Source organism: Klebsiella sp. R445, from assembly GCF_051131755.1.
Classification (GTDB): Bacteria; Pseudomonadota; Gammaproteobacteria; order Enterobacterales; family Enterobacteriaceae; genus Klebsiella; species Klebsiella lignicola.
On the sequence record NZ_CP180446.1, the window covers coordinates 2,611,422 to 2,633,710 of the forward strand.

Here is a 22,289-nt window from a genome sequence, read left to right on the forward strand (position 1 = left end):
TTCCGGTTCAGCAGAGTCTGAGCTGTTGCAGCAAGGTTTTAAGCTGCCTTTTTTTAATGTCGTCCAGCGCCGAAGCTGGCGGCAGTACGTGCGTCGAGATCGGCCGTCCACACAGCACCACCGCCTCTTTAATGACATTCACGAACGGCGTATCCAGCTGGTACATCTGGGGGATCTGCAGCAGCGTCTGATGATACTGTGCCGCCTGCGCCAGGTCGCCGTCGCGGAACGCCTGCAGCAGCTTCACCGACACCTGCGGGGCAAAGTTGCCGCTGGCGGAGATGGCGCCGTCGCCGCCAAGCAGCAGGGTGTTGAACAGGTGATCGTCGTAGCCGCACAGCACCGAGAAGTGCGGATGCGCGGCTTTCACCGTCTGGATCATGCTGCGCAGATGCGCCACCGAGTCGATGGTGTCTTTGATGCCGACAATATTGCGCCGCGAGTCCGCGAGGGTTTTGACCAGCGCCGGCGTCAGATCCTGGCCGCTCAGCGCCGGGAAGTTATAGAGGATCACCGGCAGGGTGACGCTGTCGGCCACCTGCTGGAAGTAGTGGATCAGGTTCTGTTCAGAGACTTTCCAGTAGTAGGGGTTGATCACCACGATGCCGTCGGCGCCCGCCTGCTGCGCGTGCTGGCTGAGCTCAATCGTCTCCCGGGCGTTGGTGCCGCCGGTTCCGATCAGTACCGGCACCCGGCGATCCACGTGGCCGATAGCAAATGCCGCAATGGCTTTACGCTCTTCGGCGTTGAGCTGCGAGAACTCCCCGCCGCTGCCCAGAAAGAACAGGCCATCCACGCCGGCGGAGATCATATCGTCGATCAGCGCGGCGGTGCCCTGGGGATCGAACTGGCCGTCGGCGCTAAAAATGGTGGAGACAGGGGGAATGATCCCCGTGAACTGCGCGGTTTGCTGCATGAGATCTCCTTGCTTAACTATTTTGTTCTACATTATAGAACTGCGTTCTTTTATATAAGGTTCATACTATGCCGCCGACAAAGGGAAGGTAAATGGGCTGAAAGCCGGAAGTGTGCATTTTTCAAGCTGGATCACAGAATGCTGCAACGTAGATGATTTATAGCCATGAGAAACGCCCCGGAGGCGGCGCGTAGCGCCACCGGGGGAAAATCGGCTCGATCTGATTAGCGGGTATTGTGGTGATAAGCGTGAAGGGGAAAAAGCAGGCCACAACGGGGTGTGGCCTGAAAATGGATCAACGATTAGATTCCTGCGGTTTCACGAATGTACTGTCGTGCCTTCAGCGCATATTCGAACGGGTTCGCCAGCGCCGGGTCCTGCTCGGCCTCCACCACCATCCAGCCGCGGTAGCCAAAATCATCCAGCAGTTTAAATACCGGACGGAAATCGATCACCCCGTCGCCGGGCACGGTGAAGGTGCCTTTTTTCACCCCATCAAGGAATGACAGCCCTTCACGACGCACCTGCTCAATCACCGCCGGACGCACATCTTTCAGGTGTACGTGGTTGATGCGCGGCAGGTATTTTTCGAGGATCGCCAGCATCGGTGCTTCGCCACCTTCGGAATACCAGGCATGGCCGGTGTCGTACAGCAGGAATACCTTGTCATCCACCAGCGACATAAATGTGTCGATCTCTTCCGTGGTCTGAATACCGGTTCCCATATGGTGGTGCAGACAGACCTGCATCCCCTTTTCAGCGGCCAGACGCCCCAGGGTGTTGTAGCCCTCGGCAACCCGCTGCCACTCTTCTTCGCTGAAGCAAGGTTTAACCTCTCCCAGAATCGGCTTTTCCAGCCCCTGGATACTACCGCTTTGCTCGGAGCAGCCAATCACCTTCGCCCCCATCGCATGAAGGAAGTTCATGTGATTCACAAACTCGTCGATGGTCTTTTCCCGCTGCCCGTTGGCAAAAAAGGTGCTGAACCAGGCGTTGCAGATCTGGATACCGCGCAGATCGAGCATCGGCTTCAGAACCGCCGGATCGCGCGGATACTTGCTGCCCACTTCACTTCCGCTAAACCCGGCCAGTGCCATTTCACTGACCGTCTGCTGGAAGGTATTTTCACAGCCCAGCTCGGGCATATCGTCGTTAGTCCAGCCAATCGGGGCAATCGCCAGTTTCACATTATCTTTGTTCATTTCCATGCTCCTGCTGCCGCGTCTTAACGACGCAGCAATTCACGTTCGATGAGTTCACGGGTTTCCACCGCCTGGTATTTCATCTTCTCCGGGTAGCCAAACAGCGACGCGGCAACAATCGGCGGACCGCCGACCTTGAAGGTCTGTTCAGCAAAGTTCATCTCGCGCAGGGTGCGGAACAGCGCGTCAAAATCAACGTCGCCCTCGCCCACGCCAACATGTTGATGAACTGCAGCATCCACGCCCGGTGGATTGACTATATAGCGGCAGTGCCGGGTATGATTTCGGGTGTCAGCAATCAGCACGTGGGAGAGATCGTTGCCGGCATAACGCAACATTTTCTCCACCTCTCCTTTCCCTTTGTCATAAAAGAAAGTGTGCGGAACGCTGTATACGTACTTCACATTCTCGCTGCGGAACGACTTCACAATATCGACGGTTTCATTGTGCTCTTCACAGAAGTCCCACGGATGGGCCTGGATCTCCAGCCGGATGCCTTCGCGCTCAATCACAGGCAGCAGCTCATCCATCGAGCGATAGAACATCTCTTCACAGATTTCCGGCTGATTCGGATCGCCGGAAAATTCGGTGTTGATCACCTGCACGCCCATTTCCACCGCCACTTCGATCAGCCGCTTCCAGTTTTTTACCGCCGCCTGACGGCGCAGTTCGTCCGGACCGGACCAGCGGTAAACACAGATAAACGAGGAGATCTCCACGCCGTTGTCGCGCAGCGCCTGCTTATATTCGGCGATGGTTTCCCGGCTGGCGCGCGGGTGCTTGTAGAACGGGTTAATCTGCGGATGGGGCGACTGCTCAATGTACTGATAGCCCCACTCCGCGACCTGCTGGACCATACGGGTAATCCCGAGATCCCGAATCACATCAACGTCGAAAGCAATTTTCATCGTCGTTACCTGTTCAAAGACGTTCCGAAAACGAGAAAGCGATTAGCGCTGGTAGAACGCCGGGCACTCAGGCAACGCGACCGCTACCGGCCCGCTGTTCTCCTGGGCCTGCATGCAGGCATCGGCCGCCACCGAGGCCGCATAGCCGTCCCACGCCGAAGGCCCCTGCAGCTGACCGGCCTTCACGTCATTGATAAAGGCCTGCAGTTCCACGTCGTAGGCTTTAATAAAGCGGTCTTTCCAGTCGATGAGAATGGCGGTCGACAGGTTAGCGCTCTTACGCATCTGTACCGCTGACGGCTCTGGCAGACGGGCAATGCCCGTTTCACCCACCACTTCACACTGGATGTCGTAGCCGTACTGGCAGTTCACAAACACTTCAACATCGATCAGGGTGCCTTTGCGCGTTTCGAACGAGACAATCTGCGGGTCTCTCAGACGCGGGTGGGTATGGGAAGTGGAGCGCGGGAAGCGCACCTGCACCGACAGATAGTCGTCATCCAGCAACCAGCGCAGCACGTCCAACTCGTGGATCAGAGTGTTGGTGATCGCCATATCGGTGGTGTAATTCTCGCCCACTGACTGGTTACGGTGCGCGCAGCGCAGCATCAGCGGTGCGCCGATATCGCCATCATCGATGACTTTTTTCAGCGCCAGATAGCCTTCATCGTAAGGACGCATAAAGCCGACCTGTACCAGACGGCGGCCCGCTTTCATTTCAGCGTCAACGATGCGGCGGCAGCCTTCCGCGCTCATCGCCAGCGGCTTCTCACAGAAGACCGGTTTGCCGGCGGCGATCGCCGCGAGGGTATACTCTTCGTGCGTCGGGTCCCAGGAGGTCACCAGGATCGCATCGACATCGCTGGCGTTAATCACGTCATGACCGTCGGTGTAGATCTCAGCCTGTACTCCCGGCAACGCCACTGCCGCACGCGCGCTTTCTGCATTAATGTCCGACACCGCCACCACGGTGGCACCCTGTAAGACCTGGGTGCAACGACGGATATGTTCTTTACCGATGGCGCCAGCGCCGATGACACCTAATTTGAGTGACATAGTGGTTTTCTCCGTGATTCTGTAGGGTTCAAGGTAAGCGTTATAGGTTAGTAATCCCGCGCCTCGGCGCGTTTTTCATTAATCATTTCAGCCACTTTGCGAATACGTTCGGACAATGCCGTCTGGGCAATACCGACGTTCCACCAGCTGCCGTACGAGTGCACCATGGTTTTCGGCAGCACTTTAATATCAATCAGGGTACTGACCGTTTCGCGGCGCGCGGCATCCAGCGCGTGGCGCAGTTCATCCAGCGTGGTGACGCGCCAGGTTTTACAGCCGTAGCCTGCCGCGATGGTGGCGAAATCGATCGGGATCAGCCCGCCCTGTAGCTGCCCGGTCTGCGCCGAGCGATAGCGGAATTCGGTGCCGAAGCTGCCCATACCGTGACCGATCTGCAGGTTATTGATGCAGCCGTTGGCCATATTATCGAGCAGCACCACGTTGATCTTCGCCCCTTCCTGTAAGGAGGTGACCAGCTCGGAGTGCAGCATCATGAAAGAGCCGTCGCCGACCAGCGAGTAAACTTCCGTTTGCGGCTGCGCCAGCTTGACGCCGAGCGCGGCGTTCACCTCATAACCCATGCACGAGTAGCCGTACTCCACGTGATAGGTGTTGGTGGCCCGGTTGCGCCACACCCGTTGTAAATCGCCGGGCAGGCTGCCCGCCGCCGCCACAATTATGGCCTCTGCCGACAGCGTCTCATTGAGCACTCCCAGCACGCTGCTCTGGGTCAGCGTGGAATCGGTAATCTGGCGAAATTCGCGATAGACCGCCTCGCGATCGAGACGATCGTCGACTTCCGGCACAAACCCACTCTCCTGCCACTGCGCCTGATAGACGCGCTGCGTCTCTTTCAACTGGCTGCTCTGAACGCTGGCGATCTGCGCGCCCCATCCGGCCTGCCAGTCGGCGTCAGCCAGTGCGTCGTCCAGTGCGGTGAGCGCTTCACGGGCATCGGCCAGCAGCGGAATGCCGTCAAGCTTCCAGGCATCGAAGTTGCTGACGTTGACGTTCAGATAACGCACGTTGGGGTGCTGGAAAAGCCATTTTGAAGAGGTGGTGAAATCACTAAAGCGGGTGCCAATGCCGATGACTAAATCGGCCTCTTTCGCCAGCAAGTTGGCGGCCAGGCAGCCGGTCTCCCCGACGCCGCCGACGTTCAGCGGATGGGATGACACCACCGTGCCTTTTCCGGCCTGGGTTTCAGCAAACGGTATCTGGTAATGTTCGGCAAAGCGGGACAGCGCTTCACCGGCACCAGCGTATTTCACCCCGCCACCGCAGATAATCAGCGGCTTGCGGCTGGCTTTGATGACGGAGATGGCGTCTGCCAGATGTGCCGCGCTGACCGGGCGACGATCGAGCCGGTGCACGCGTCGCGCGAAAAAGGTCTCTGGGTAATCCCAGGCTTCGCCCTGGACGTCCTGCGGCAGGCACAGCGTCACCGCACCGGTTTCCGCCGGGTCGGTGAGGACCCGCATGGCGTTAATGCTGGCGCTCATCAGCTGTTCCGGGCGCGTAATGCGGTCCCAGTATTTGCTGACCGCCCGGAAGGCATCATTGGTGCTGATGCTCAGGTCGTAGCTCTGCTCGACCTGTTGCAGAACCGGGTCCGGCTGGCGGGTGGCAAAGACGTCACCGGGCAGCAGCAGCAGCGGAATCCGGTTGGCGGTTGCCGTCGCGGCGGCGGTGAGCATGTTCGCCGCACCGGGGCCAACGGACGCGGTACAGGCGATAATCTGGCGACGCAGAGACTGGCGGGCAAAACCGGTGGCGGCGTGCGCCATGCCTTGTTCGTTACGCCCCTGGAAAACCCGCATCTCACCGCTGTCTTGTTCCAGTGCCTGGCCTAACCCCAGCACATTGCCGTGACCAAAGATGGCAAAAATCCCTTTAACAAATTTATGCTCTACGCCATCCACTTCCAGATACTGGTTATCAAGGAACTTCACCAGCGCCTGCGCCATTGTCAGCCTCAGTTTGCCCATCTTGCACAATCCTTATTGTTCAGCTTTTGTCTGTGGGTTCGTCGCGTTTCCCGCGCCGCACGGTTTGCACGGTTGTTGGAATCTCGTTAACGTCCACTGGAATACTTTTGGATTATAGGCAAACATTTTTTTCATTAAATAGAAATACAGAAAAAACATTTCATTTTGCGAGAGGGATCAAACTCTCTCTTCGTTTCAGCCGTTTCACCGTCAGTCGCTCCCCCTTCAGCGGCCTTACCAGGCGGCCTGCCACGCCAATATCCTGTTAAAAATCAGATATAAAGCGGTCTCTCATCAGACCACCCATCTGCTGACGCCGTGACCACCGGCGATCCGTTGCTGAACGCGGGCTGGCGCGGCAGAGTGGTAGATCCTTCACACTTTTGGTTTTTTAATTTCGAACAAGTTTGCAAATGAAATATTTATTTCTCAAACTAAGAACAACCGTTAACTCTCAGGCTGTTTGTGGAGACCTTGTCGGTATCCCGACCCCTCCGTACAGCAGATATGCAAAAGGAAATCCTAGCTATGAATGCAGCAGTAAAGCGGCTCGACGTCATCTGTATTGGCCGGGTGGCTGTCGACCTCTATGCCCAGCAGATTGGTGCAAGGCTAGAAGATGTTGCCAGTTTCTCTAAATATCTGGGCGGGTCTTCCGGTAATGTCGCCTATGGCACCGCCATTCAGGGGTTAAAATCCGCCATGCTGGCGCGCGTAGGTGATGAGCACAATGGCCGTTTTTTGCGTGAAACGCTCAGCCGGGCCGGGGTTGATACCGAATACCTGATCACCGATAAACAGCGCCTTACCGCGCTGGTAATGCTGGGAATTAAAGACCACGAGACCTTCCCGCTCATTTTTTACCGTGATAATTGCGCCGACATGGCGCTGGCGCCTGAGGATATTCATGAGGAGTACATTGCCTCTTCCCGCGCGCTGGCGGTGACCGGCACCCATCTTTCGCACGCCAATACCCGTGCCGCCGTGCTGAAAGCGCTGGAATACGCCCGTCGCCACGGTCTGCGCACCGCGCTGGATATCGATTACCGCCCGGTGCTGTGGGGGCTGACCTCGCTGGGGGACGGTGAAACGCGTTTCATTGAATCCGATCCGGTCACCAGCCAGCTGCAGGAAGTGCTACATCTGTTCGATTTAGTGGTCGGTACAGAAGAAGAGTTTCATATTGCCGGGGGCAGTACCGATACCCTGACGGCGCTGAAAAACGTCCGCCACGCCACCAACGCCACCCTGGTGTGCAAACGCGGTCCGATGGGCTGCGTGGTGCTGGAAGGCGATATTCCCGATAGCTGGGACAGCGTGCCGCTCCAGCAGGGCGTGCGGGTTGAGGTGCTCAACGTGCTGGGCGCCGGGGATGCATTTATGTCCGGTCTGCTGCGCGGCTGGCTGAATGATGAAGGCTGGGAGCAGGCCTGCCGCTACGCAAACGCCTGCGGTGCGCTGGTGGTTTCACGCCACGGTTGCGCCCCGGCGATGCCGACTAAAGTCGAGCTGGATGACTATCTGCAACGCGCGGAGTCGGTCCCGCGTCCGGATACCGATGCGCGTCTGAACCACCTGCACCGGGTCACCAGTCGCCGTCAGGCGTGGCCGGAACTGTGTATTTTTGCCTTTGATCATCGCAAGCAGCTGGCGGATCTGGCCCGGGAAACCGGACGAGATGAGTCCTGTATTTCCCCGCTCAAACTCCTGCTGCTGTCCGCCGCAGAAGCCGCGGCGCAGGAGGCCGGACTTGACCAGCGCAGCGGGATCCTCGCTGACGGCACCTACGGTCAGCGGGCGCTGAACGCCATTACCGGTAAAGGGTGGTGGATTGGTCGTCCTATCGAACTGCCGGGATCTCGCCCGCTGCGCCTTGAACACGGCAGCATCGGGTCTCAGCTGATCGACTGGCCGTTGGAGCAGGTGGTGAAATGCCTGGTGTTCTATCACCCGGCGGACCCGGCCTCGCTGCGGGCGGAACAGGATGCGCTGCTGCTGGAAGTCTGGCAGGCCTGCAACAAGTCCGGACATGAACTGCTGCTGGAAGTGATCCTCCCGGAAAACGGCCCGGAAAAAGACGAGCGTCATTACTACACCATGTTGGAACATTTTTATCAGCTCGGTATTCAGCCGGACTGGTGGAAGTTGCCGCCGCTTTCCAGCGCCTGCTGGGAGCAGATCAGCGCGCTGATCGCCCGGGAAGACAGCTGGTGTCGTGGGATCCTGCTGCTCGGCCTGGATGCGCCGCCGGACCGCCTGCGCGCCGGTTTTGCCGAGGCTGCCAGCCATCCGATCATCAAAGGGTTTGCCGTCGGCCGCACCATCTTTGGTCAGCCTTCGCGCCGCTGGATGCAGGGTGAGCTGAGCGATGAGGCGCTGATCGACGAAGTGAAACGGAACTATCTGACGCTTATCGGCTACTGGCGCGAAGCCCGCGGCTAACGCCGATCCCACCGGCCCGCCCACTTCGGGCGGGCTTTTTGCTGTTTGTTCGTGAAATGAATCGCGTATTTCATCGCAATAAATGAAAAATTCGCTTCATTTGGTACACTGGAAGTTATATTCCTTTCATTTTATCAGAGCGCAATCTATGGCCAATAATCCGACCCAACTGACCATCCTGCAGGATGAAATTCGGCGTCGCTACGATACCTTAAGCAAACGCTTAAAGCAGGTGGCACGCTATATTCTGGATAACAGCAATAGTGTCGCGTTCGATACCGTCGCGTCCATTGCTCAGCAGGCGGATGTCCCGCCGTCAACGCTGATCCGTTTCGCTAATGCGTTCGGCTTCAGCGGCTTTAACGAAATGAAGCAGATGTTTCGCCAGCATCTGATGGAAGAGACCGCCAACTATACCGAGCGTGCTCGCCTGTTCCGTCAGACCACCAACGATGAAACCTCCCCGCCGGAAACGCCGACGGAAATCCTCAATATGTTTACCATGGTGAACACCCAGGCGCTGCAGCAGCTGGCGATGCAGACCTCCGGGGACGATCTTGAGCGGGCGGTGGCCCTGCTGGCGGAAGCCGAGAACATTTATGTGATTGGCCTGCGCCGCTCGTTTAGCGTCGCTTCCTATCTGACCTATGCGCTGCGCCACCTTGACCGTAAGGCCTTCCTGATCGACGGCCTTGGCGGGATGTTCACCGAACAACTGAGTCTGGTGGGACCGAAGGACGTTGTGATTGCCGTCAGCTTCTCGCCGTATGCCCGCGAAGTGGTTGAGCTGGTGGAGCTGGGCGCCCAGCGTAAAGCCCGGCAAATCGCCATTACCGACAGCCAGGTCAGCCCGCTCGCGGCATTCAGCGATGTCTGTTTCGTGGTGCGTGAAGCGCAGGTGGACGGTTTCCGCTCGCAGGTCGCTTCCCTGTGCCTGGCCCAGACCCTCGCCGTGTCGCTGGCGCTGAACAGCAGCAAAGAGCCTCAGGCTCAGCAGAACCTCGCCTGACCTGCCCCTCCCGGATGACGGCGCTCGCGCCTTATCCGGGTCACAGCATATACGGTTGCCCCAGGCAAAAAAGGCCGCTAAACCAGGTTTAGCGGCCTTTTTACATCCATGTTTACATCCATGTTTACATCTATGATGCGTCAGTCGTGGCGGGGATAATCGGGACTGTTAATCCACGCGTGATCCTCTTCCCAGGTGAACAGCCATTTACGTTCCGGCCCGGCCATCACGTTGAGGTAATAGCTGTCATACCCGGCGATCGCGGCGACCGGATGATAGCCGCGCGGTACCATCACCACATCGTGGTTAGACGGCGCCATGCAGGCGTCCAGGCTACGATCGTCGGTATACACCCGCTGGAATGCAAACCCCTGCGGCGGATCGAAACGGTGGTAATAGGTTTCTTCCAGCTGCGTCTCTTTACCCGGCTGCGCGGTATCGTGCTTGTGGGACGGCCACGAACTGGTGGCCCCCTCGTCGGTGTAGACTTCCACCACCAGCAGACAATCGGCCTGCGCATTATCCGGCAGGATATTGTGCACGCGGCGCTGGTTGCGGCCTTTACCACGATGCTCGACGCCGACATCCTGTGGGCGAATCACCCGCGCCGGCAGCGTCCCTTTACCCGGGGCGCTGCAGACCGCCAGCTCGAGATCGGAGTCTGCCGTCACCTCTACCTTGTCCTGCGGCGGCACATACACTGACCACGGCGGCGTGCGCTCAAACGGCGACATTCGCTGTCCCAGGTTGGGGAAATCGGCCTTCGTCGTTTTGACCGAGGCCAGCCCGGCCACCAGCACCAGGCACAGCTCGCGATCGCCGCTCTCCAGCTGGATGGTTTCCCCTTTTTTCAGCATCCACACATCAAACCCGATATAGCGCCAGCCGGCGCTTTGCGGCGTTATGTGCTGGATCTGCCCCTCTTTGCGTGATTTAGCCAGTAACGACATGGCGCTCTCCTTCGCCGATTAGCCTAACGTCGGCATGCTGAATTCAGATACGGTCTGCTGCCCTTCCGGCCAACGCACGGTGGCGGTTTTCATACGGGTGTAGAAGCGCACACCGTCAGGCCCGTGGACGTTCAGGGCGCCAAACACCGAGCGTTTCCAGCCGCCAAAGCTGTGGAACGCCATCGGTACCGGCACCGGCACGTTTACGCCGACCATCCCGGCCTGCACATCATGCACGAATTCCCGTGCGGTGTGGCCGTTGCTGGTGAAAACGGCGCTGCCGTTGCCAAATTCGTGGCTGTTCACCAGCGCCAGCGCGCTGTGGTAGTCCGCGACCCGGACAATGCCCAGCACAGGTCCGAAAATCTCTTCGCGCCAGATGGTCATTTCCGGCGTGACGTTATCGAACAGCGTCCCGCCGACATAGTAACCGTCTTCATGACCGGCCACTCGCAGCTTACGCCCGTCGACCACCAGTTTAGCCCCTTCACTGGCGCCTTTATCGATATAGCCCAGTACTTTTTTCTGATGGGTGTCGGAAACTACCGGCCCCATTTCGTTCTCGTCTTTGCCGCGCAAGCAGCCCGGCCCGACCTTCAGCGCTTCCACCAGCGGTTTCAGGCGCGCAATCAGTTTGTCTGCCGTTTCATCGCCCACCGCGACGACAACCGGCAGCGCCATGCAGCGCTCGCCCGCAGAGCCAAACGCGCCGCCCATGATGGCGTTGACCGTGGCATCCAGGTCCGCATCCGGCATCACGATGGCGTGGTTTTTCGCCGCGCCAAACGCCTGTACCCGCTTGCCGTGCGCGCTGGCGGTTTTGTAGATATATTCGGCGACGCCGGAAGAGCCAACGAAGCTCACCGCCGCAATGCGCGGATCGGTATACAGCTGTTCGGCGTCATCGTTGCTGCAGTGCACCACGTTAAAGACGCCGTCCGGCAGACCGGCCTCTTTCAGCAGTTCTGCCATGCGCACCGCTGCGGTTGGCGCCAGCGCCGGTGGCTTCAGTACGAAGCTGTTGCCGCAGGCCAGCGCCAGCGGGAACATCCACATCGGCACCATCGCCGGGAAGTTAAACGGCGTAATACCCGCCACCACGCCCAGCGGCTGCATCAGCGAATAGCTGTCGACCCCGGTGCCAACGTCCGAGGAGTACTCTCCCTTAATCAGGTGCGGGATCCCACAGGCAAACTCGACCACTTCCAGGCCGCGCGTCAGTTCACCCAACGCGTCCGACCACACTTTACCGTGCTCGCTGACGATGATCCCCGCCAGCTCTTCCGCATGTTGTTCCAGCAGCATTTTAAAGTTGAACAAAACCCGGGCGCGGCGCAGTGGCGTGGTGCGCGACCAGCTTTCAAACGCCTCACGGGCCACCTGAATGGCGTCAGAAACTTCCTGCGCGGTCGACAGCGTGACTTCGCGAACCACTTTCCCCGTCGCCGGATCGTAAACCGGCATCGTTTCATTGCTGCTGCTGGTGACGGTTTTCCCGCCAATAAAGTTTCCTGTGATCGTCATGTTCTCGCCTCATGGTGTTGGTAGGCCAACGTTGCGGCCCGTCTCCGATTTTGCAGTTATATAACCGTAGTAAAATGAAATGTATATTTCAATGATGATATGAAATGAAATTCTATTTTGGTGATGACTGTCGCATTTCCCATCCACAGGACTTCAGTTTTCAGCGGAAAGCGCGATCGATGCGCTTCAGGCAGCGCGCCAGCTGTGCCGGAGAGCCGGCGGAGGCTGAAAGCACGATTAATTGCGAAGCAGCTCAAAGAATCATCATTTCAGTTATTGATAATTTTGAAATAAATGTTTTGACTTAGAGGCAATCGAACGAACCCACCCTACCGTTTCCAGGAGAGCCACATGGCTATCGCACTGCAGCGTTTTTGTCTGAATCGTAAGATCGCCCCTTCCCTGAGCATCGAGGCGTTTTTCCGTCTGGTGAACAGCCTTGGACTGAATAAGGTCGAGCTACGGAATGATTTGCCCTCAGGCCGCGTGACCGACGATCTGAGCCATCAACAGGTGCGCGAGCTGGCCGAGCGTTACCACATTGAGATCCTGACCATCAACGCCGTTTATCCTTTCAACTGCTGCACGGAACAGGTACGCAACCTCACCGAATCCTTGCTGCAAGAGGCCCGCGCCATTGGCGCAAAATCGCTGGTGCTGTGTCCACTGAATGATGGTCGCGAGGTGTCCGCCAGCGAGACGCTGAACGCGCTGCACCAGCTATCCCCCCTGTTTGCTTTTTACGGTGTGCAGGGGCTGGTGGAGCCTCTGGGCTTCCCACAAAGCTCGCTGCGTTCCGCCGCCCAGGCGCAGGCGCTGATCCGCGACGCGCAGGTGCCGTTTAAGATGCTGATCGATACCTTTCATCACCATCTTTACCCGCAGGCGGAGGCTGAGTTTTCCCAGTTGGATGTCGCGGAAATTGGCCTGGTGCACCTCTCCGGCGTGGAGGACTCCCGCCCGCGGGAGAACCTCACCGACGATCAGCGGATCATGCTGACGGTTCACGACAGGCTGCAGACCTGCGAGCAAATCAAGCAGCTGGAAGCGCGCGGCTACCGGGGCGTGTACGCGTTCGAGCCTTTTGCGCCGGAGCTGGCCTCGTGGACCGACGCGGATATCCGTCGCGAAACGGAGCGCAGCATCGCCCTGATCCAACAGCACTGCGGCTGAGGAAAAGCGCGGCGTATTCTGCCAGAGGGGAAATTTCTCACGTCGGTTTGCGGCCAGGTTGCCTATAATCGACGCAGGATAAATGGAGGAATCGAACATGAGCTCACCCCTGCTGATTGCCCGCACGCGGGAAACACAGCTGCATCTGTTACCGGGAATGGCCAACCGTCACGGCCTGATTACCGGCGCCACCGGCACCGGTAAAACCGTCACGTTGCAAAAGCTGGCGGAATCCTTCTCAGAGATTGGCGTCCCGGTCTTTATGGCCGATGTTAAAGGCGACCTGACCGGGATTGCCGAAGCCGGCCAGGCGTCGGAGAAGCTGCAGGCGCGGCTGGAGAAAATCGGCGTCAGCGACTGGCAGCCGCACGCCAATCCGGTGGTGGTATGGGATATTTTCGGCGAGAAAGGCCACCCGGTACGGGCCACGGTGTCGGATCTCGGGCCGCTGCTGCTGGCGCGCCTGCTGAACCTCAACGAGGTCCAGTCCGGGGTGCTGAATATCATCTTCCGCATCGCCGACGATCGCGGCCTTTTGCTGCTCGATTTCAAAGATTTACGCGCCATTACCCAGTATATCGGCGATAACGCCAAAGCTTTTCAGAACCAGTACGGCAACATCAGCAGCGCCTCGGTCGGCGCCATTCAGCGCGGCTTGCTGACCCTGGAGCAGCAGGGGGCGGAACACTTTTTCGGTGAGCCAATGCTCGATATCCAGGACTGGATGCGCCTCGATGAAAATGGCAAAGGGGTGATTAATATCCTCAGCGCCGAGAAGCTATATCAGATGCCGAAGCTCTACGCCGCCAGCCTGCTATGGATGCTCTCTGAACTCTACGAGCGTCTGCCGGAAGCCGGCGATCTCGATAAGCCCAAACTGGTCTTTTTCTTCGATGAAGCGCATCTGCTGTTTAACGATACCCCGCAGGTGCTGCTGGATAAAATCGAACAGGTGATCCGCCTGATTCGCTCCAAAGCCGTGGGGGTCTACTTCGTCTCGCAGAACCCGTCAGATATTCCCGACGCGGTCCTGGGTCAGTTGGGCAACCGCGTTCAGCACGCCCTGCGCGCCTTTACGCCGAAAGATCAGAAAGCGGTGAAAACCGCGGCGCAGACCATGCGCGCCAACCCGGCCTTCAGCACCGAGCAGGCAATTCAGGAGCTGGGCACCGGCGAAGCGCTGATCTCCTTCCTCGATGAGAAAGGCAGCCCGTCGGTGGTCGAACGCGCCATGGTTATCGCCCCGTGCTCACGAATGGGTCCGGTGACCGACGACGAGCGCAACGGCCTGATTAACCACTCCGCGCTGTACGGCAAATACGAAGAAGAGATCGACCGTGAATCGGCGTTTGAAATGCTGCAAAAAGGGGTTCAGGCCACCGTGGATCAACAGGCGGCGCCCCCGGCCAAAGGCCAGACAGGCAGCGATGACGACGGTCTGCTCGGCGGGCTGAAAGATATTCTTTTCGGCACCACCGGGCCACGGGGCGGCAAGCGGGACGGCATCGTGCAGACCGCGGCGAAAAGTGCGGTGCGGCAGGTGACCAATCAGATTGTCAGAGGCATGCTGGGAAGTTTACTGGGCGGGCGAAAACGGTAGTATCGTCCCCCGCGCGATGAACGCGCGAGGGACGTCGTGCTAGCTCTTTTTCATCATCAGCCAGAGGCTGATCAGGAAGAAGCTGGCGCTTGGCAGCAGCGCGCCGATAATCGGCGGGATGCCGTAAACCAGCGTCAGCGGGCCAAAAATCTGGTCCAGCACGTAGAAGATAAAGCCAAAGCTGATCCCGGTGACCACCCGCACCCCCATTGCCACGCTACGCAGCGGGCCGAAGATAAACGACAGGGCCATCAGCATCATCACCGCCACCGACAGCGGCTGGAAGATTTTGCTCCACATATTGAGCTGATAACGCCCCGGGTCCTGGCCGCTGGACTTCAGATAGGTCACGTAGTTGTGCAGACCGCTGATCGACAGCGCGTCCGGATCCAGTGCCACCACGCCCAGCTTGTCGGGCGTCAGCTTGGTTTTCCAGGTTCCGCTAACCATCTGCGAGCCGGTGATCTGTTTCGGGTCGGTGAGGTTTGACTCATCGACCTGCGACAGGCGCCAGACTTTATTGTCGTTATCGAATTTCGCCGAGGCCGCATAGCGGACGGTCTGCAAACGACGCTGATCGTTAAACGCGTAAATACTCACGCCGCCCAGCTCATCGTTGCCTTTCACCCGCTCAATATAAACGAAGTTATGACCGTCTTTCGCCCACAGCCCCTGCTGGGTGGAGAGCAACGACCCACCGTACATCTGCTGAGCACGGTAGTTACGCGCCATCTGTTCGCCCTGCGGCGCGACCCATTCACCGATCGCCATCGTCAGCAATACCAGCGGAATCGCGGTTTTCATCACCGCCAGCGCCACCTGTAAACGGGTGAAACCGGAGGCCTGCATCACCACCAGTTCGCTACGCTGTGCCAGCATCCCGAGCCCCAACAGGGCGCCAAGCAGCGCCGCCATCGGGAAGAAAATCTGCACGTCTTTCGGTACGCTAAGAATGGTGTACAGCCCGGCACCGAGCGCGTCATAGCTGCCCTGGCCTGCCTTTTTCAGCTGATCGACAAATTTGATAATGCCCGACAGCGACACCAGCATGAACAGCGTCATCATGATGGTGTTGAAAATCGTCCTACCGATATAACGGTCGAGTACGCCAAACGCCAGCATCACGCCGCTCCTTTGTTAAAACGGGCACGGAAGCGGCGCATCGGCACCGTATCCCACAGGTTCAGCAGCACGGCCAGCGCGAAATAGAGCAGGTTGATACCCCACATCCAGATCATCGGGTCGATTTTACCTTTACCGCCGTTAGACTTAATCGAGGTTTGCAGCAGGAAGAAGACCAGGTACAGCAGCATCGCCGGCAGCATTGACAGCACCCGTCCCTGACGTGGGTTCACCACGCTCAGCGGGACCACCATCAGCGCCATAATGAACACCGTCGCCACCAGCGTGAAGCGCCAGTGCAGCTCCGCGCGGGCGCGGTCAGTATCGGTTTTCCACAGCGTCAGCATGTCCATCTGTTCAGTATCGCCTGGGTCCGAGGAGACCGCCTGATGGCCGATAATTGCCTGGTAATTTTTGAAGTCGGTGATGCGGAAGTCACGCAGCATCGCCGTGCCTTCAAAGCGGGTGCCCTGATTCATGGTCACCACCTGCGAGCCGTCTTTCTTCTGCGACAGTTCGCCGGTGTCCGCCACGACGACGGAAGGACGCGCATTGCCTTTCGGCTTCAGCTGCGCAAGGAATACATCCTGGAAGCGATTGCCGTTCACGCTTTCAATAAACAGCACCGCGCTGCCATCGCTGGCCTGCTGGAACTGGCCCTGGGCCAGCGCAGCCATGCCGGGGTTGGCTTTGGCTTCTGCCAGTACTTCGTCCTGATGGCGGGACGACCAGGGGCCGGCCCACATCACGTTAACGGCCGCCACGGCACCGGTAAACAGCGCGAGGATCATCGCCGCTTTGACCAGCACGGCCTTACTCAGGCCGCAGGCGTGCATCACCGTGATTTCACTTTCGGTATACAGTTTGCCCAGCGTCATTAGCAGCCCGAGGAACAGACTCAGGGGCAGAATAAGCTGCGCCATTTCCGGTACGCCCAGCCCTAACAGGGAGAGCACCAGATTTGTCGGGATGTCGCCATCTACCGCCGCGCCGAGGATCCTGACCAGTTTCTGGCAAAAGAAAATGAGTAGCAGGATGAACAGGATCGCCAACTGGCTTTTCAGCGTCTCACGAACCAGATATCTTATGATTATCACTATAAATACGCCCGTAAAAACCCGTCTTATTGCAGGAAAATTGCTTGTTTCATGGCTTAAACGTCATTTATTCTCTTTGGTCTTCGAAATCATCGCTAAGATTAAATGACTCATTGGTTCCGCGTATCAGGTTTTTTTTCTGACGAACCAAAGCCGTAATAACGTTAAGATTAACACGAAGTCACCGCAACAGCGGTCATGAGTTACGAAAGCTTTCAATTCTATCCGTAGCCACCGTCGTTGTCTTTAAGATTCAGGAGCGTAGTGCATGGAGTTCAGTGTAAAAAGCGGTAGCCCGGAGAAACAGCGGAGTGCCTGTATCGTAGTCGGCGTTTTTGAGCCGCGTCGCCTCTCCCCGATTGCCGAACAACTCGATAAAATCAGTGACGGTTATATCAGCGCGCTGCTGCGTCGCGGTGAACTGGAGGGTAAACCTGGCCAGACGCTGCTGCTGCACCATGTGCCCAACATTCTGTCAGAGCGCATTCTGTTGATTGGCTGTGGCAAAGAACGTGAGCTGGATGAACGTCAGTATAAACAAGTCATTCAGAAAACGATAAATACGCTGAATGATACCGGTTCGATGGAAGCGGTCTGTTTCCTGACCGAGCTGCACGTCAAAGGCCGCAACAACTACTGGAAAGTACGCCAGGCCGTTGAGACCGCCAAAGAGACGCTGTACAGCTTCGATCAGCTGAAAACCAACAAAAGCGAGCCACGTCGCCCGCTGCGTAAAATGGTCTTCAACGTTCCGACCCGTCGCGAACTGACCAGCGGCGAGCGCGCTATCCAGCACGGCCTGGCGATTGCCGCCGGCATCAAAGCGGCAAAAGATCTCGGCAATATGCCGCCGAACATCTGTAACGCAGCTTACCTGGCCTCTCAGGCTCGTCAACTGGCCGATACCTACAGTAAAAATGTCGTCACCCGCGTGATTGGCGAACAGCAGATGCGCGAGCTGGGCATGAACTCCTATCTGGCGGTCGGCAACGGTTCGCAGAACGAGTCGCTGATGTCGGTTATCGAATACAAAGGCAACCCGTCGGAAGACGCGCGGCCGATCGTACTGGTCGGCAAAGGGTTGACCTTTGACTCCGGCGGCATCTCTATCAAGCCTGCCGAAGGCATGGATGAGATGAAGTACGACATGTGCGGCGCCGCGGCGGTTTACGGCGTGATGCGTATGGTCGCTGAGCTGCAGCTGCCGCTGAACGTGATTGGGGTGCTGGCCGGCTGTGAAAACATGCCTGGCGGGCGCGCCTATCGTCCGGGCGACGTCCTGACCACCATGTCCGGCCAGACGGTTGAAGTGTTAAACACCGATGCGGAAGGCCGCCTGGTGCTGTGCGACGTGCTGACCTATGTTGAACGTTTCGAACCGGAAGCGGTAGTCGACGTGGCGACGCTGACCGGCGCCTGCGTGATTGCGCTGGGCCATCACATCACCGGCCTGATGTCGAACCACAATCCGCTGGCCCACGAGCTGATTGGCGCCTCTGAACTAGCGGGTGACCGCGCGTGGCGTCTGCCGCTGAGCGACGAGTTCCACGATCAGCTGGAGTCGAACTTCGCGGATATGGCGAATATCGGCGGGCGTCCTGGTGGTGCGATAACTGCCGGCTGCTTCCTGTCGCGCTTCGCCCGTAAGTACAACTGGGCGCACCTGGATATCGCCGGTACCGCATGGCGTTCCGGTAAAGCCAAAGGCGCCACCGGTCGTCCGGTCGCCCTGCTGTCGCAGTTCCTGCTCAACCGCGCCGGGTTTACTGGCGAAGAGTAAAATCAAGCGTACCCGGCAGGCCTTGCTTGCCGGGTTCAGTGCCCCCATTACATTCTATGCCCTCTGGATTTCGGGTTACGTCACGGCGGCAACCGCGCAAATCCCCAGGAGCATAGATAACGATGTGACTGGGGTGACTGGGATGAGCGAGGGCAGCCAACAAAGAGGCCGCCAGAAAGACAATGGGTATAGCTTATGAAGAATGCAACGTTCTATCTGCTCGACAATGATACGCAACAGGATGGCTTAAGCGCCGTTGAACAACTGGTGTGTGACGTTGCCGCAGAACGTTGGCGCAGCGGCAAACGTGTGCTGATTGCCTGCGAAGATGAACAGCAGGCCATTCGCCTCGATGAAGCGCTGTGGGCGCGTCCCCCGGAAAGCTTCGTCCCGCATAATCTGGCGGGAGAAGGCCCCAGAGGCGGCGCACCGGTGGAAATTGCCTGGCCGCAAAAGCGCAACAGCAGCCCGCGGGATATTCTGATCAGTCTGCGGGTTAATTTTGCAGATTTTGCCACCGCTTTCACAGAAGTGGTAGACTTTGTCCCTTACGAAGATTCTCTGAAACAACTGGCGCGCGAACGCTACAAAGCGTACCGCATGGCTGGTTTCAACCTGAATACGGCAACCTGGAAATAATGGAAAAGACATACAACCCACAAGATATCGAACAGCCGCTTTACGAGCACTGGGAAAAGCAGGGCTATTTCAAACCGAATGGTAATGAAAGCCAGGAAAGCTTCTGCATCATGATCCCGCCGCCGAACGTCACCGGCAGTTTGCATATGGGTCATGCTTTCCAGCAAACCATCATGGATACCATGATTCGCTACCAGCGCATGCAGGGTAAAAATACCCTGTGGCAGGCAGGTACCGACCACGCGGGTATCGCTACCCAAATGGTGGTGGAGCGTAAGATTGCTGCTGAAGAAGGTAAAACCCGCCACGATTACGGTCGCGATGCCTTTATCGATAAAATCTGGCAGTGGAAAGCCGAATCCGGCGGCACCATTACCCGTCAGATGCGCCGCCTTGGCAACTCCGTGGACTGGGAGCGCGAACGCTTCACCATGGACGAAGGCCTCTCCAATGCGGTGAAAGAAGTCTTTGTGCGCCTGTACAAAGAAGACCTGATTTACCGCGGCAAGCGTCTGGTCAACTGGGACCCGAAACTGCGCACCGCGATTTCCGACCTCGAAGTGGAAAACCGTGAGTCCAAAGGCTCAATGTGGCACATCCGCTACCCGCTGGCCGACGGCGCGAAAACCGCAGACGGCAAAGATTACCTGGTGGTGGCGACCACCCGTCCGGAAACCCTGCTGGGTGATACCGGCGTGGCCGTTAACCCGGAAGACCCGCGTTACAAAGACCTGATTGGCAAATTCATCGTGCTGCCGTTGGTTGACCGCCGCATTCCGATCGTCGGCGACGAACACGCCGATATGGAAAAAGGCACCGGCTGCGTGAAAATCACCCCGGCGCATGACTTTAACGACTACGAAGTAGGTCGTCGTCATCAGCTTCCGATGATCAACATTCTGACCTTTGACGGCGATATCCGTGAAAGCGCAGAAGTGTATGACACCAAAGGCGAAGAGTCCGACGTTTACTCGAACGCCATCCCGGCAGAGTTCCAGAAAATGGAACGCTTTGCCGCGCGTAAAGCCGTTGTTGCCGCTATCGACGCGCTGGGCCTGCTGGAAGAGATTAAACCGCACGACCTGACCGTACCGTACGGCGACCGTGGCGGCGTAGTTATCGAACCGATGCTTACCGACCAGTGGTACGTGCGTGCCGACGTGCTGGCAAAACCGGCCGTGGAAGCGGTTGAGAACGGCGACATCCAGTTCGTGCCGAAGCAGTACGAAAACATGTACTTCTCCTGGATGCGCGATATTCAGGACTGGTGTATCTCCCGTCAGCTGTGGTGGGGTCACCGTATCCCGGCGTGGTATGACAACGAAGGCAACGTCTACGTGGGCCGTACTGAAGACGAAGTGCGTCAGGAAAACAACCTGTCCGCTGACGTCGCGCTGCGCCAGGACGAAGACGTGCTCGACACCTGGTTCTCCTCCGCGCTGTGGACCTTCTCAACCCTCGGCTGGCCGGAAAACACCGATGCTCTGCGTCAGTTCCACCCAACCAGCGTGATGGTCTCTGGCTTTGACATCATCTTCTTCTGGATTGCCCGCATGATCATGATGACCATGCACTTCATCAAAGATGAAAACGGCAAGCCGCAGGTTCCGTTCCATACCGTCTACATGACCGGTCTGATTCGTGACGATGAAGGCCAGAAGATGTCCAAATCCAAGGGCAACGTCATTGACCCGCTGGATATGGTCGACGGTATCTCCCTGCCGGATCTGCTGGAAAAACGTACCGGCAACATGATGCAGCCGCAGCTGGCAGAGAAAATTGCCAAACGCACTGAGAAACAGTTCCCGAACGGTATTGAGCCGCACGGCACCGACGCCCTGCGTTTCACCCTGGCGGCGCTGGCCTCTACCGGTCGCGATATCAACTGGGACATGAAACGCCTGGAAGGTTACCGCAACTTCTGTAACAAGCTGTGGAACGCCAGCCGCTTCGTGCTGATGAACACCGAAGATCAGGATTGCGGCTTCAAAGGCGGCGACATGGTGCTGTCTCTGGCCGATCGCTGGATCCTTGCGGAATTCAACCAGACCATCAAGAACTACCGCGAGGCGCTGGACAGCTACCGCTTCGATATTGCCGCGGGCATTCTGTATGAATTCACCTGGAACCAGTTCTGTGACTGGTACCTGGAGCTGACCAAGCCGGTTATGACAGGTGGTTCAGACGCTGAACTGCGCGGCACCCGCAACACGCTGGTGACCGTACTGGAAGGTCTGCTGCGTCTGGCGCATCCGATCATTCCGTTCATCACCGAAACCATCTGGCAGCGCGTGAAGGTAATTTGCGGCGTGACCGCTGACACCATCATGCTGCAGCCGTTCCCGCAGTACGATGCGTCTCAGGTCGATGAAGCGGCGCTGACCGATACCGAATGGCTGAAGCAGGCGATCGTCGCCGTGCGTAATATCCGTGCGGAAATGAACATCGCTCCGGGTAAACCGCTGGAACTGCTGCTGCGCGGCTGTAGCGCTGACGCTCAGCGTCGCGTGACTGACAACCAGAGCTTCCTGCAGTCGATGGCGCGTCTGGAAAGCATCACCGTGCTGTCTGCCGATGATAAAGGTCCGGTTTCGGTCACTAAGATTATCGACGGCGCCGAGCTGCTGATCCCGATGGCGGGTCTCATCAACAAAGAAGATGAGCTGGCGCGTCTGGCGAAGGAAGTGGCGAAAATCGAAGGTGAAATCAGCCGCATCGAAAGCAAGCTCTCCAACGAAGGTTTCGTGGCCCGTGCCCCGGAAGCCGTTATCGCCAAAGAGCGCGAGAAACTGGAAGGCTACGCGGAAGCGAAAAGCAAACTGATTGAACAGCAGGCGGTCATCGCCGCGCTGTAATCCATCCGCTCCTTGCGCAATCCGGCAA

16 protein-coding genes are annotated in these 22,289 nt (G+C 57.9%); 7 read left to right on the forward strand and 9 right to left on the reverse strand.

All coding sequences use genetic code 11. The features are described from left to right. Window positions 1–7 precede the first annotated feature (7 nt). The 5 genes from ACMYSN_RS12215 to iolD all read right to left on the reverse strand — a co-directional run bounded on the left by ACMYSN_RS12215 (window position 8) and on the right by iolD (window position 6,070). Window positions 8–916 carry a dihydrodipicolinate synthase family protein gene (locus ACMYSN_RS12215; protein ID WP_462498152.1) on the reverse strand — a complete coding sequence of 303 codons (909 nt, stop codon included), beginning with the start codon at window positions 914–916 and terminating at the stop codon, window positions 8–10. A gap of 302 nt (window positions 917–1,218) precedes the next feature. Next, window positions 1,219–2,118, reverse strand: a complete 900-nt coding sequence (gene iolE / locus ACMYSN_RS12220) for an IolE/MocC family protein (RefSeq protein WP_462498153.1) — start codon at window positions 2,116–2,118, stop codon at window positions 1,219–1,221. Between the two features lie 23 nt (window positions 2,119–2,141). Further along, entirely contained in the window at window positions 2,142–3,026 is an 885-nt protein-coding gene (locus ACMYSN_RS12225) for a sugar phosphate isomerase/epimerase family protein (protein ID WP_462498154.1), read from the reverse strand. Window positions 3,027–3,068: 42 nt separating this feature from the next. Then, complete coding sequence (gene iolG / locus ACMYSN_RS12230; protein ID WP_462498155.1) at window positions 3,069–4,082, reverse strand: Gfo/Idh/MocA family protein; 1,014 nt, start codon at window positions 4,080–4,082, stop codon at window positions 3,069–3,071. Window positions 4,083–4,129: 47 nt separating this feature from the next. Further along, window positions 4,130–6,070 carry a 3D-(3,5/4)-trihydroxycyclohexane-1,2-dione acylhydrolase (decyclizing) gene (gene iolD, locus ACMYSN_RS12235; protein ID WP_462498156.1) on the reverse strand — a complete coding sequence of 647 codons (1,941 nt, stop codon included), beginning with the start codon at window positions 6,068–6,070 and terminating at the stop codon, window positions 4,130–4,132. A gap of 528 nt (window positions 6,071–6,598) precedes the next feature. Between iolD and ACMYSN_RS12240 the strand changes: the two genes are divergently transcribed. Both ACMYSN_RS12240 and ACMYSN_RS12245 read left to right on the forward strand, forming a co-directional pair. Beyond that, window positions 6,599–8,512 carry a 5-dehydro-2-deoxygluconokinase gene (locus ACMYSN_RS12240; RefSeq protein ID WP_462498157.1) on the forward strand — a complete coding sequence of 638 codons (1,914 nt, stop codon included), beginning with the start codon at window positions 6,599–6,601 and terminating at the stop codon, window positions 8,510–8,512. A 148-nt stretch (window positions 8,513–8,660) separates the two neighbouring features. Beyond that, window positions 8,661–9,521 carry a MurR/RpiR family transcriptional regulator gene (locus ACMYSN_RS12245; RefSeq protein WP_123757926.1) on the forward strand — a complete coding sequence of 287 codons (861 nt, stop codon included), beginning with the start codon at window positions 8,661–8,663 and terminating at the stop codon, window positions 9,519–9,521. Window positions 9,522–9,661: 140 nt separating this feature from the next. Here ACMYSN_RS12245 and iolB read toward each other — a convergent pair whose 3' ends face one another. Beyond that, window positions 9,662–10,471: a 5-deoxy-glucuronate isomerase gene (iolB, locus tag ACMYSN_RS12250; protein ID WP_123757925.1), complete on the reverse strand. Its 810-nt coding sequence runs from the start codon at window positions 10,469–10,471 to the stop codon at window positions 9,662–9,664. Window positions 10,472–10,489: 18 nt separating this feature from the next. Further along, window positions 10,490–11,995 (reverse strand): CoA-acylating methylmalonate-semialdehyde dehydrogenase, encoded by a 1,506-nt coding sequence (locus ACMYSN_RS12255; protein ID WP_123757924.1) that lies wholly within the window; start codon window positions 11,993–11,995, stop codon window positions 10,490–10,492. A 351-nt stretch (window positions 11,996–12,346) separates the two neighbouring features. Here ACMYSN_RS12255 and ACMYSN_RS12260 point away from each other — a divergent pair, with 351 nt between their 5' ends. Then, window positions 12,347–13,168 carry a TIM barrel protein gene (locus ACMYSN_RS12260; RefSeq protein ID WP_462498158.1) on the forward strand — a complete coding sequence of 274 codons (822 nt, stop codon included), beginning with the start codon at window positions 12,347–12,349 and terminating at the stop codon, window positions 13,166–13,168. A 97-nt stretch (window positions 13,169–13,265) separates the two neighbouring features. After that, window positions 13,266–14,768 carry a helicase HerA-like C-terminal domain-containing protein gene (locus ACMYSN_RS12265; RefSeq protein WP_462498159.1) on the forward strand — a complete coding sequence of 501 codons (1,503 nt, stop codon included), beginning with the start codon at window positions 13,266–13,268 and terminating at the stop codon, window positions 14,766–14,768. 39 nt (window positions 14,769–14,807) lie between these two features. On the opposite strand, the gene lptG is transcribed toward ACMYSN_RS12265, so the two are convergent. Both lptG and lptF read right to left on the reverse strand, forming a co-directional pair. Beyond that, window positions 14,808–15,890, reverse strand: coding sequence for an LPS export ABC transporter permease LptG (gene lptG, locus ACMYSN_RS12270; RefSeq protein ID WP_462498252.1), 1,083 nt, complete (start codon window positions 15,888–15,890; stop codon window positions 14,808–14,810). Next, window positions 15,890–16,987 carry an LPS export ABC transporter permease LptF gene (gene lptF / locus ACMYSN_RS12275; protein ID WP_462498160.1) on the reverse strand — a complete coding sequence of 366 codons (1,098 nt, stop codon included), beginning with the start codon at window positions 16,985–16,987 and terminating at the stop codon, window positions 15,890–15,892. The genes lptG and lptF overlap by 1 nt, the downstream gene beginning before the upstream one ends. Window positions 16,988–17,255: 268 nt before the next feature. Here lptF and pepA point away from each other — a divergent pair, with 268 nt between their 5' ends. From pepA to ACMYSN_RS12290, 3 genes are all read left to right on the forward strand, one after another. Continuing rightward, entirely contained in the window at window positions 17,256–18,767 is a 1,512-nt protein-coding gene (gene pepA / locus ACMYSN_RS12280) for a leucyl aminopeptidase (protein ID WP_123757919.1), read from the forward strand. A gap of 195 nt (window positions 18,768–18,962) precedes the next feature. Beyond that, window positions 18,963–19,406: a DNA polymerase III subunit chi gene (gene holC, locus ACMYSN_RS12285; RefSeq protein ID WP_123757918.1), complete on the forward strand. Its 444-nt coding sequence runs from the start codon at window positions 18,963–18,965 to the stop codon at window positions 19,404–19,406. Next, window positions 19,406–22,261 (forward strand): valine--tRNA ligase, encoded by a 2,856-nt coding sequence (locus ACMYSN_RS12290; protein WP_462498161.1) that lies wholly within the window; start codon window positions 19,406–19,408, stop codon window positions 22,259–22,261. Before holC ends, ACMYSN_RS12290 begins: the two co-directional genes overlap by 1 nt. Window positions 22,262–22,289 lie beyond the last annotated feature (28 nt).

Excerpts from the sequence above, each read along its gene's own strand:
- ACMYSN_RS12260 (WP_462498158.1), top strand. The coding sequence starts at position 12,347 with ATGGCTATCGCACTGCAGCGTTTTTGTCTGAATCGTAAGATCGCCCCT.
- iolD (WP_462498156.1), bottom strand. The coding sequence starts at position 6,070 with ATGGGCAAACTGAGGCTGACAATGGCGCAGGCGCTGGTGAAGTTCCTT.
- iolG (WP_462498155.1), bottom strand. The coding sequence starts at position 4,082 with ATGTCACTCAAATTAGGTGTCATCGGCGCTGGCGCCATCGGTAAAGAA.
- ACMYSN_RS12255 (WP_123757924.1), bottom strand. The coding sequence starts at position 11,995 with ATGACGATCACAGGAAACTTTATTGGCGGGAAAACCGTCACCAGCAGC.
- lptG (WP_462498252.1), bottom strand. The coding sequence starts at position 15,890 with ATGCTGGCGTTTGGCGTACTCGACCGTTATATCGGTAGGACGATTTTC.
- ACMYSN_RS12240 (WP_462498157.1), top strand. The coding sequence starts at position 6,599 with ATGAATGCAGCAGTAAAGCGGCTCGACGTCATCTGTATTGGCCGGGTG.
- ACMYSN_RS12265 (WP_462498159.1), top strand. The coding sequence starts at position 13,266 with ATGAGCTCACCCCTGCTGATTGCCCGCACGCGGGAAACACAGCTGCAT.
- ACMYSN_RS12215 (WP_462498152.1), bottom strand. The coding sequence starts at position 916 with ATGCAGCAAACCGCGCAGTTCACGGGGATCATTCCCCCTGTCTCCACC.
- iolE (WP_462498153.1), bottom strand. The coding sequence starts at position 2,118 with ATGAACAAAGATAATGTGAAACTGGCGATTGCCCCGATTGGCTGGACT.
- ACMYSN_RS12290 (WP_462498161.1), top strand. The coding sequence starts at position 19,406 with ATGGAAAAGACATACAACCCACAAGATATCGAACAGCCGCTTTACGAG.
- holC (WP_123757918.1), top strand. The coding sequence starts at position 18,963 with ATGAAGAATGCAACGTTCTATCTGCTCGACAATGATACGCAACAGGAT.
- pepA (WP_123757919.1), top strand. The coding sequence starts at position 17,256 with ATGGAGTTCAGTGTAAAAAGCGGTAGCCCGGAGAAACAGCGGAGTGCC.
- ACMYSN_RS12225 (WP_462498154.1), bottom strand. The coding sequence starts at position 3,026 with ATGAAAATTGCTTTCGACGTTGATGTGATTCGGGATCTCGGGATTACC.
- ACMYSN_RS12245 (WP_123757926.1), top strand. The coding sequence starts at position 8,661 with ATGGCCAATAATCCGACCCAACTGACCATCCTGCAGGATGAAATTCGG.
- iolB (WP_123757925.1), bottom strand. The coding sequence starts at position 10,471 with ATGTCGTTACTGGCTAAATCACGCAAAGAGGGGCAGATCCAGCACATA.